Here is a 9,907-nt window from a genome sequence, read left to right on the forward strand (position 1 = left end):
GGCCCACCACCGCCCCGGGTCAGCGAGGAGTAGCGGGGCGCAGCGCGTACCAGGCGGCGCCGAGGGCGAGTACGCCGAACCCGGCGAGGACGCTGGCCGGGGGCAGGCTGACCGCGAGCGCCACGCAGCCGACCAGCCCCAGCGCGGCGAGCAGCCGCAGCGGCAGCCGGCGGCCCGGGTCCCGGCCCAGGGTGAGCGCCGCCGCGTTGGTGATCGCGTAGTACACCAGCACCGTGCAACTGGAGAAGCCGATCGCCCCGCGTACGTCGCCGACGAGGACCACGGCCGCCACCACGGCGGCCACCGCCAGTTCGGCCCGGTGCGGCACCCGGTGCACGGGGTGCACCGCGGCCAGGCCGGCCGGCACGTCCCGGCGGCGGGCCATCGCCAGCAGGGTTCGGCCTACCCCGGCGAGCAGGGACAGCAGCACCCCGGTCACCGCCACCGTCGCCCCGGCCCGGACCACCCAGGCGAGGCCGGGCAGCCCGGCCAGGGTCACCACGTCGGCCAGGGGCGCGGTGGAGGCGGCCAGCCGCTCGGGGCCGAGCACGCCGAGCGCCACCACCGCCAGCACCAGGTAGATCACCAGCACCAGGCCGAGCGCCAGCGGCACCGCCCGGGGGATCGTCCGCTGCGGGTCGCGTACCTCCTCGCCGAGGGTGGCGATCCGGGCGTACCCGGCGAAGGCGAAGAAGAGCAACCCGGCGGCGGCCAGCACACCGTGCGCTCCGGTGCCGCCGGGGGCAGCGGGGCCGGCGATGCGGCCCGCGTCGAAGCCGCCGCCGAGCAGGCCGGCCCCCGCGACCAGGGCCAGCACCGCCAGCACCACACCCACCAGGGCCTTCGTGGCCGTCGCGGTCTTGCCGATGCCACGCAGGTTCACGGCGGTCACCGCCGCGACGGCGACGACGGCGACGACCCGGGCCCGCCCCGGCCAGAGGTACGCCCCGACGGTCAGCGCCATCGCCGCGCAGCTCGCCGTCTTGCCGACCACGAAGCCCCAGCCGGCCAGGAAGCCGGCGAACGGGCCCAGCCGCTGCCGGCCGTAGACGTACGTGCCGCCGGACTCCGGGTAGCGGGCCGCCAGCCAGGTCGAGCTGGTCGCGTTGCAGAACGCCACGAACCCGGCGAGGGTCAGCGCCACCAGCAGCCCCGCGCCGCCGGCCGACGCCGCCGCCGGGGCGAAGACCACGAAGACGCCCGCGCCGAGCATCGACCCCAGACCGACGACCACCGCATCGGGTACGCCCAACCGCCGCGCCAGCCGCTCCATGGCCCGAACCCTAGGGTGTCGCGGTGAACAGCGCGGGACGGTCCCAGCCCGCCAGCCGCCGGCGGGGCAGCGGCACGTCGTCCCAGGGCACCCGGTGCAGCAGCCGGTCCAGGACGAGGCCCAGCAGCAACCCGGCCACCGAGTCGGTCAACCAGTGCCACCCCAGGTAGGTGGTGGTGCAGAGCACGACGGCCGGCGGAACCAGCCTGACGACGGTGACCAGCCGGGGCGGGACGGTCCGGCCGAAGCTGGCCAGCAGCGGCGTCAGCAGCAGCGCGACGACCCCGTACCAGACGATCGCGTTGGCGACGTGGCCCGACGGGTAGGACTGGGCGAACCGCACCGGCAGGTCGTGCTGGAACAGCGGCAGGGTCGCCTCGGGGGGCAGGAACGGCTCCTTGACGCTGGCGCTCGGCGCTGGCCGGGCGGTCCACACCTTCAGCGGACCGATGGTGAGGTAGGTGAACCCGAAGGCGAGCACCGGCGGCAGCACCGGGCGCACCGATCGCACCCGGCGGGCCAGCAGCACCCCCATGCCCAGCGCGATCAGGGTCAGCGGGGTGCCCTGACCCAGGTAGTTGAGCACCACCGCGCCCCAGTACGCCCCGGCGGGCCGGTGCGCCTCCGCCCAGTCGGCGACCGCGCGGTCGACGCCGAACAGCCGGTCGGCGGCCAGCGCGACCGTCAACCCGACCAATCCGGCGAGCAGCAGCAGATCGCACCACCAGCCGGCCGGGCGCACCGGCCTGAACTGCACTTTCCGCCGTACCGTCTGGGTTTCGCGCACGCGACCACGCTACCGGGCCGCCGTTTTCCCGCTGTGGGGCGAGCCACGATGGGGAGCGCTCCGGCGGGGTGACCCGTCATGCTGGTCGGCGTGCGGATCACCTCTGCCCTCGTGGACCCGGCGCTGCTCGACCTTCCCTGGTCGACCCCGCTCGAGGAGTGGCCTGCCGAGCACCTGGTGGCGCTGCCCCAGGGCATCTCCCGGCACATCGTCCGCTTCGTCCGTCTCGGCGGGTACGTCTACGCGGTCAAGGAGACCGGCGAGCGGGTCGCCGAGCGGGAGTACGACCTGCTGCGGGCGCTGGAACGGATCGACTTCCCGTCGGTGGAGGCGGTGGCCATCGTCGCCGACCGGCAGGCCGACGACGGCGAGCCGCTGGACCCGGTGCTGATCACCCGGCATCTCCAGTTCTCCCTGCCGTACCGGGCGCTGTTCTCCCGCACGCTGCGACCGGAGACGATGGGCCGGCTGCTCGACGCCCTCGCCGTGCTGCTGGTCCGGATGCACCTCACCGGCTTCTTCTGGGGCGACTGCTCGCTGTCGAACACCCTGTTCCGCCGCGATGCGGGCGCGTTCGCCGCGTACCTGGTGGACGCCGAGACCGGGGCCCTGCGCAACTCCCTGTCCAACGGCCAGCGCGGCGAGGACCTGGAGATCGCCCGGGTCAACATCTTCGGCGAGGCGCTCGACCTCCAGGCCGCCGGCCTGCTGCACGACTCGATCGACCCCGAGGTGGTGTGCGAGGAGGTCGTGCAGCGCTACGAGCGACTCTGGCACGAGATCACCTACGAGCAGCAGGTCGAGCGGGAGGCCCGGCACGACATCGAAGGCCGGATCCGCCGCCTCAACGAGCTGGGCTTCGACGTGGCCGAGGTGGCCCTGTCCACCATCCCCGACGGGCGGTACCTGGTCCGGCCCAAGGTGGTCGACGCGGGCTACCACCACCGCCGGCTGCTTCGCCTGACCGGCCTCGACGCCGAGGAGAACCAGGCCCGCAAGCTGCTCAACGACCTCGACGCGTACCGGGCGGAGAGCGACCTGACCGACGAGCAGCAGGCCTCCCACCGCTGGCTCACCGAGGTCTTCGAGCCGGTGGTCCGGGCGGTGCCGGCGCACCTGCGACGCAAGCTGGAGCCGCAGGAGTTGTTCGCCCAGATCATCGAGCACAAGTGGCTGGCCTCCGAGCGGGCCGGCCGGGACGTGGGCATGCGGCACGCGGTCCAGTCGTACCTCGCCGACGTGCTGGTGCACCGCCCCGACGAGCAGGCCGTCCTCGGTGTCGAGGTCGACGCCCTGCACTGACCCGGCTGGGCGCCGGCCGCCGGGCCGCCCGAGCGGGGCCCGGCGGCCGGCGCGGGGCGTCACTCGATCCAGGAGCCGCCGCGCATCACCCGGACCACGTTCAGGTCGTCGTCGAGGACGACCAGGTCGGCGCGGAGACCGACCTGGAGCGCGCCGACCCGGTCGCCGAGGCCGATGGCGCGGGCCGGGGTGGTGGCCACCATCCGGCAGGCGTCCGCCATCGGGACGCCGGCGTGCACGGCGTGCCGCAGGGCGGCGTCCATCGTGAGCGTGCTGCCGGCGATCGCCCCGTCGGCGGCCAGCCGGGCCACCCCGTCGGCGACGGTGACGGTCTTGCCGCCCAGCTCGTACTCGCCGTCGGGCATGCCGGCGGCGGACATCGCGTCGGTGACCAGGGCGACCCGTTCGGGGCCGGCGGTAGCGGTGACGAAGTTGAGCATCTTGTCGTGCAGGTGCACCCCGTCGGCGACCAGCTCGCATACCACGTTCGGGGTGTCCAGCAGCGCCACGACCGGGCCGGGCTCGCGGTGGTGCATCGGGCGCATGCCGTTGAACAGGTGCGTGCCGACGCTCGCGCCGGCCGCCACGGCGGCCCTGGTCTGGTCGTACGTGGCGTCGGTGTGACCGACGGCGGCGACGACCCGGTTGGCGGTGAGCAGCTTGATCGCCTCCAGCGCGCCGTCCAGCTCAGGGGCCAGGGTGACCATCCGCACCGCGCCCCCGCCCAGCTCGATCAGCTCGGCCAACTCGTCGACGGCCGGGTCGCGGAGGAACTGTGGGTTCTGCGCGCCGCACCGGGTTGAGGAGAGGTACGGCCCCTCGAAGTGGACGCCGGCCAGCGTGCCCTCCTCGACGAGCGGCCGGAACGCGGTCGTCGCCGCCCGCATCAGCTCGAACGGCGAGCTGACCAGGCTGGCCAGCATGGTGGTGCTGCCGTGCCCGAGGTGGAAGGCCGCCGCCTGCCGGGCGGACTCGGCGTCGCCGGTGGTGTAGGTGTGCCCGCCACCGCCGTGGGTGTGCATGTCCACGAAGCCGGGCACGATCCAGTGCCCGTCACGTATCGACGGGTACTCGGCGACGGCGGTGATCCGGTCGCCGTCGAGTTCCACGCAGCCCTGCCGGATCACGCCGGTCGGGGTCACCACCTTGCCGTTCACCCGCAGGGTCATCATTTTCTCCAGGTGTGTGAGGCGGGCAGGTCGATCAGCGGGCGTCGAGCGCCAGCAGGGCGGCGCCGAGGCAGCCGGCTCCGTCGCCGAGGGCCGCCGCGACCAAGCGCGGCTGGCGGTGGAACGTCATCCGCTCGCGCAGCGCGGCGCGCAGCGGGTCGAACAGGCGGGGACCGGCTTGGGCCAGACCGCCGCCGACGACGACGGTCTGCACGTCGAACAGGGCCTGGCCGGTGGCCAGCCCGTCGGCCAGCGCCTCGACCGCCTCCGCCCACACGCGGGCGGCGACGGCCTCCCCGGCGGCGGCCCGGTCGGCCACCTCGGCGGCGCTCACCGCCGCGCCGGTCTTCTCCGTTCCGCCTGTCACCACGCCGCCTGTCACCGTGCCGGTCGTGGCCGCGTCGAGGGCCTCCGAGTACCGGCGGGCGATCGCCGAGGCGGAGGCGACCGCCTCCAGGCAGCCGTCGCGCCCGCAGCCGCAGCGTGGCCCGCCGGGGCGTACCAGGATGTGGCCGATCTCCCCGGCGGCACCGTGAGCGCCGGTGGCGGCCGACCCGTCGACCACGTGGGCGGCGGCGATGCCGGTACCGACCGCGACGAAGAGCACGTGCCCGGTGCCCCGGCCCGCGCCGAGCCGGGCCTCGGCGAGGCCGCCGACGCGCACGTCGTGGCCGAGCGCCGTGGGCAGCCCGAGCCGCGCCGCCGCCAGGTCCCGCAGCGGTACGTCCCGGAAGCCCACGTTCGCCGACCAGACGGCCACCCCGGCGGGCTCGTCGACGACGCCGGGAACGGCGATACCGAGCGCGACGGGGTCGAGCCCGTCGGCGCGGGCCTTGCCGGCCAACCCGTCGGCGACGTCGAGGATCGTCTCGATGACCGCGTCCGGGCCCCGGCCCGCGTCGGTCGGGTGCCGCTCGGTGTGCACGGCGGTGCCGTCCGGGCGGACCAGCGCGCACTTCATGCCGGTGCCGCCCACGTCCAGCGCGACGACGACATCGGCTGGGCTCACGCGAGGACCACGGAGCGGGTCAGGTGTCGGGGCGCGTCGGGGTCCAGGCCGCGGCTGGTGGCCAGGGCGACGGCGAACCGCTGGGCGAGGATCAGGTCGGCCATCGGGTCGACCGGGGTGCGCCCGGCCGCCCAGCTCGTGAGCACGGCGCGGCAGCCGTGGGTGCGGCTGTGCACGAAGGCGGCCCCGGTGGCGGCGACGTCCTCGGCCAGCCCCTCCGGGATGTCGCCAAACGCCCAGACCAGCCGGCCCGGTGCGGCCACCGAGATCGGGCCGTGCCGGTAGTCCATGGCCGGGTACGCCTCGGCCCAGAAGGTGGCCGCCTCGCGGCACTTGAGCGCCGCCTCCTGGGCCAGCCCGATGGTCCAGCCCCGGCCGAGGAAGGTGACCTGCTCGATCCGGGCCGGGTCGATCGGCAGCGGGGCCCGGACGGCGACCTCAGCGTCGGCGGAGAGCGCGGCGAGGTTGTCGCCGAGGTGGGCGCGGAGCAGGGCCAGCGCGGTGGTGGCGAACCGGGTCTGCACCACGGATCGTTCGTCGGCGAACGGCATGGCCACCACGGCGGAGGCGAGTTCCACGGCGGGGGAGGTCGGGTCGCCGACGATGACGGTGGTGGGGACCTGGCCGCGCAGCGCGGCGAGCAGCTCCAGCACCTCGGTGGTGGTGCCGGAGCGGGTGATGGCGATCAGCCGGTCGTAGCGGCGGCCCGTCGGGAACTCGGAAGCCTGGAACGCGTCGGTCTCGCCCTGGCCGGCGGTCTCGCGCAGCCCGGCGTACGCCGCCGCCATGAACCACGACGTGCCGCAGCCGACGACGGCGACGCGCTCCCCGGGGCGCGGCAGGTGCTCGGCGACCGTGGGGGCCAGCAGCGCTGCCTCCCGCCAACAGTCGGGTTGACTCGCGATCTCCGCGGGCACGAACGCCATGAGAACTCCCCACTAGGAGGTCGTGCGCAATACGGCGTAATAATGCCGCCTTTCGCGCGTTATTCTGCGCGAAGTCTCGCGCCTCTGGCAACCGGCTCCCCGATCGCGCAGAGCGGAGTTTTGCACCAGCGTAGTTTCGCGCACTACTGTGCACGCAATCAATCACCCTTCGTGCAGCCCAGTGGAGGCCCCGCGGTGGACCGGTACGCCCGATGGAACGCCCTGCTGGAGATGCTCACCGACAGCGGCCGGGTGAGCGTGGAGGAGGCCGCCGGGCGGCTGGACGTCTCCCAGGCCACCATCCGGCGCGACTTCGACCAGCTCGCCCAGCAGCAGATGATCACCCGGACCCGGGGCGGCGCGGTCGCCAACGGCGTCTCGTACGACCTGCCGCTGCGTTACAAGACCGCCAAGCACTCGGCCGAGAAGCAGCGGATCGGGGCGGCCGCCGCCGCGCTGGTCTCCCCGGGCACCGTGGTCGGCCTCAACGGTGGCACCACCAGCACGGAGGTGGCCCGCGCGCTGGCCGTCCGGCCCGACCTGAACACCAGCGCCGAGGGGGCCCAGCTCACCGTCGTCACCAACGCGCTCAACATCGCCAACGAGCTGCTGGTCCGCTCCCGGATGAAGGTGGTGGTGGCCGGCGGCGTGGTCCGGCCCAAGTCGTTCGAGCTGGTCGGCCCGCTGGGCGGGGCGCTGCTGCGCGAGGTCACCCTGGATGTCGCCCTGCTCGGCGTGGACGCGATCGACCCGCAGCTCGGCGCCGCCGCCCACCACGAGGGGGAGGCGGCGATGAACAACCTGATGGTGGCGCGGGCGAAGCGAGTGGTGATCATCGCGGACTCGTCCAAGCTGGGCGGGCACGCGTTCGCCCGGATCTGCCCCGTCGACCGGGTGGAAACCCTGGTCACCGACTCGGGCGCGAACCCGGAGGTGGTGGAGGCGTTCCGCGTGGCGGGCGTCCACGTCATCACCGCCTGAGGTGCAAGGAGGGGCTCCTGTTGACGCCTCTGGCAGAGAAGGGAGCCCCCCTCACGCAGCGTGACGCGTTCGACTGCATACCGGGTATTGCATCCTCCTGCATACCGCGTATGGTGTGCGTCGTTCACCGTACTCATCGGGGGAGGCGCAGCTTGTCGGCTGTCCTGGAAATAGAAGGTCTACGCAAGACGTACAAGAGTCGCCGTCGGGGGGTTCGACACGCCCTCGACGGCTTCGACATGCTGGTCGAGCAGGGGCAGGTGCACGGTTTCCTCGGGCCCAACGGATCGGGCAAGACCACCACCCTGCGTACGCTGCTCGGGCTGATCCGGCCCAACGGCGGCCGGATGGCCATCCTCGGGCAGGAGGTGCCCGCCGCCCTGCCCGCCGTGGTCAGTCAGGTCGGCGCGATCGTCGAGAGCCCGCAGTTCTTCCCGCACTTCACCGCGCGCGACACCCTGTCGCTGCTGGCCGGGGCGGGCGAGGTGCCGCAGACCCGGGTCGACGAGGTGCTGGAGCTGGTCGGCCTGCGCGACAGGGCCGGCGAGCGGGTCAAGACGTACTCGCTCGGCATGAAGCAGCGGCTCGCGGTCGCCTCGGCGCTGCTCAAGAAACCGAAGCTGCTCATCCTCGACGAGCCCGCCAACGGCCTCGACCCCGGTGGCATCCGGGAGATGCGCACACTGACCCGGGACCTGGCCGCCTCCGGGATGACCGTGCTGCTCTCCAGCCACATCCTCGGCGAGATCCAGCTCATCTGCGACTCGGTCACCATCATCTCGCTCGGCCGCCGGGTCGCCTTCGGCCCGGTCGACCAGGTGCTCGCCGAGCACTCCGGCGGGGCCGTGCGGGTCCGGCTGGAGGCGGTCTCCGACCTCCCGGCGGCGGCCGACGCGCTCAGCCGGGCGGGCGTGGCGGTGACCGCCCACCACGACCACCTGATGCTCGCCGGCGTCGAGAAGCCGGCCCAGGTGAGCCGGATCCTCGCCGGCCAGGGCCTGTACGTCAGCGAGCTGGCCCCCGTCACGGTCGACCTGGAGAGCGTCTTCCTGGAGCTGACCGCGACCGCCCCCGTCCCGGGGCAGCACCGCCAGGTCGACCAGTCCACGAAGGTCGGTGACGCGGGTCAGCCCGGCGTCGCCGGAGGAGGTTGGGGCGCATGAGCCTCTATCGCACGGAGTTGCGCCGGCTGGGCAAGCGGCGCTTCGCCCGCTGGGCGACGTTGCTCGGCCTGCTGGTGCTCGGGGCCGTCCTCGTCGGGGTCTTCTTCACCAACCAGAAGATCGGCCCCGACCAGCGCGCCGCCGCCCAGCAGAAGGCCGAGCAGGAGTACCAGCAGCAGGTGAGCTGGGCCGAGGCGGAGCGCAAGTCCTGTGAGCAGGCCAAGGCATCCGGTCAGGACCAGCAGGACGGCCGGTACCCGCCGGACTGCGAGATGATCACCCCGCCGCCGCCGGAGAGCATCGAGGCGCAGTGGTTCCTGCCGTCGACGTTCGACTTCCGCGCGAGCTTCGAGGAGATGATCGTCACCTTCACCGCGATCCTGGCGCTGATCGGGTTCGTCATCGGTGCCTCCTTCGTCGGCGCCGAGTGGAGCTCCGGCGGGATGACGAACCTGCTGCTCTGGCGGCCCCAGCGGCTCACCGTGCTGCTGACCAAGCTGGCGGCGCTGCTGACCGGGCTCGTCGGCGTGACCCTGGCCGCCGCGGCGGTGTGGACCGCGGGGTTCTGGACCGTCGGCACGCTGCGCGGCACCACCGAGAAGATGACGGCCGGGGTGTGGCAGTCGTTCGCGCTGACCGGGTTGCGCGGGCTGGTGCTGGTCGTGGTCGCCGCGACCATCGGGTTCGCGCTGGCCTCGCTGGGCCGGCACACCGCGATGGCCCTCGGCGGGGCGATCGGTGCCGTCGTGGTCGGGCAGTTCGGCCTGGGCATCGTGATGTCGATGGCCGGGGCACGCTTCGTCGAGGCGTGGCTGCTGCCGACGTACGGGCTCGCGTGGATGACGAAGAAGGTCACCCTGGAGGACTGGGACTCCTGCAACACCTCCTCCCACTTCGGCGAGTGCAAGCCGGACACCTTCGACCTGACCTGGCAGCACGCGTCGATCCTGTTCTTCGTCGCGCTGGTGGCCGTCCTCGGCGCTGCGCTGGTCAGCATGCGCCAGCGGGACGTCGCCTGAGCAGTGGCACCGGGTGGCCCGGACCGCACCGCACGTCCGATGCGGTCCGGGTCCGCCCTGGTTAGGCTGGGGATCCCGGGCCGGCGGGCCCTCGCCGGCCCTTCGCACGCCCGCGTGAGGACCGCCATGCCGCCTGCCGACGCCGCCCCGGCCGCCACCGACCGGCCCGAGCCGGGGCACGCCGGTGGCCGGGAGGCCACGGGCACCCGGGAGGGCGTCGCCGTCCCTCCGCCCCGCTCCGCCCCGGAGTCCGCCACCCCCACCCCCGCCCCCACCCC

General features: G+C 73.8%; 9 protein-coding genes. 4 read left to right on the forward strand and 5 right to left on the reverse strand.

What is annotated here, in order from left to right; all coding sequences use genetic code 11:
• Positions 1-19: 19 nt before the first annotated feature.
• Positions 20-1,273, reverse strand: a complete 1,254-nt coding sequence (locus E1258_RS26040) for an APC family permease (protein WP_132405746.1) — start codon at positions 1,271-1,273, stop codon at positions 20-22.
• A gap of 10 nt (positions 1,274-1,283) precedes the next feature.
• Positions 1,284-2,060 carry a phosphatase PAP2 family protein gene (locus E1258_RS26045; protein ID WP_132405748.1) on the reverse strand — a complete coding sequence of 259 codons (777 nt, stop codon included), beginning with the start codon at positions 2,058-2,060 and terminating at the stop codon, positions 1,284-1,286.
• Between the two features lie 78 nt (positions 2,061-2,138).
• Between E1258_RS26045 and E1258_RS26050 the strand changes: the two genes are divergently transcribed.
• A complete protein-coding gene (locus tag E1258_RS26050) occupies positions 2,139-3,362 on the forward strand; it encodes a DUF4032 domain-containing protein (RefSeq protein ID WP_207919718.1) in 1,224 nt (407 codons plus the stop codon).
• Positions 3,363-3,421: 59 nt separating this feature from the next.
• Here the strand turns inward: E1258_RS26050 and nagA are convergent, their stop codons facing one another.
• From nagA to E1258_RS26065, 3 genes are read right to left on the reverse strand one after another with little or no spacing between them, the layout of a single operon-like run.
• On the reverse strand, positions 3,422-4,531 hold the full coding sequence (nagA, locus tag E1258_RS26055; RefSeq protein WP_132405750.1) for an N-acetylglucosamine-6-phosphate deacetylase: 1,110 nt from the start codon (positions 4,529-4,531) through the stop codon (positions 3,422-3,424).
• A gap of 34 nt (positions 4,532-4,565) precedes the next feature.
• Positions 4,566-5,540, reverse strand: a complete 975-nt coding sequence (locus E1258_RS26060; RefSeq protein WP_132405752.1) for an ROK family protein — start codon at positions 5,538-5,540, stop codon at positions 4,566-4,568.
• Complete coding sequence (locus tag E1258_RS26065) at positions 5,537-6,466, reverse strand: SIS domain-containing protein (protein WP_132405754.1); 930 nt, start codon at positions 6,464-6,466, stop codon at positions 5,537-5,539. The genes E1258_RS26060 and E1258_RS26065 overlap by 4 nt, the downstream gene beginning before the upstream one ends.
• A 195-nt stretch (positions 6,467-6,661) precedes the next feature.
• On the opposite strand from E1258_RS26065, the gene E1258_RS26070 reads away from it, so the two are divergent.
• The 3 genes from E1258_RS26070 (at position 6,662) to E1258_RS26080 (ending at position 9,629) form a co-directional block, all read left to right on the forward strand.
• Positions 6,662-7,447: a DeoR/GlpR family DNA-binding transcription regulator gene (locus E1258_RS26070; RefSeq protein ID WP_132405756.1), complete on the forward strand. Its 786-nt coding sequence runs from the start codon at positions 6,662-6,664 to the stop codon at positions 7,445-7,447.
• 239 nt (positions 7,448-7,686) lie between these two features.
• Complete coding sequence (locus E1258_RS26075) at positions 7,687-8,610, forward strand: ATP-binding cassette domain-containing protein (RefSeq protein WP_207919719.1); 924 nt, start codon at positions 7,687-7,689, stop codon at positions 8,608-8,610.
• Entirely contained in the window at positions 8,607-9,629 is a 1,023-nt protein-coding gene (locus tag E1258_RS26080) for an ABC transporter permease subunit (protein WP_132405760.1), read from the forward strand. Before E1258_RS26075 ends, E1258_RS26080 begins: the two co-directional genes overlap by 4 nt.
• Positions 9,630-9,907 lie beyond the last annotated feature (278 nt).

Origin of the sequence: Micromonospora sp. KC207 (genome assembly GCF_004348615.1) — a bacterium.
Lineage (GTDB): Bacteria > Actinomycetota > Actinomycetes > Mycobacteriales > Micromonosporaceae > Micromonospora.

Excerpts from the sequence above, each read along its gene's own strand:
- E1258_RS26040 (WP_132405746.1), bottom strand. The coding sequence starts at position 1,273 with ATGGAGCGGCTGGCGCGGCGGTTGGGCGTACCCGATGCGGTGGTCGTC.
- E1258_RS26050 (WP_207919718.1), top strand. The coding sequence starts at position 2,139 with ATGCTGGTCGGCGTGCGGATCACCTCTGCCCTCGTGGACCCGGCGCTG.
- nagA (WP_132405750.1), bottom strand. The coding sequence starts at position 4,531 with ATGACCCTGCGGGTGAACGGCAAGGTGGTGACCCCGACCGGCGTGATC.
- E1258_RS26065 (WP_132405754.1), bottom strand. The coding sequence starts at position 6,466 with ATGGCGTTCGTGCCCGCGGAGATCGCGAGTCAACCCGACTGTTGGCGG.
- E1258_RS26075 (WP_207919719.1), top strand. The coding sequence starts at position 7,687 with ATGCTGGTCGAGCAGGGGCAGGTGCACGGTTTCCTCGGGCCCAACGGA.
- E1258_RS26080 (WP_132405760.1), top strand. The coding sequence starts at position 8,607 with ATGAGCCTCTATCGCACGGAGTTGCGCCGGCTGGGCAAGCGGCGCTTC.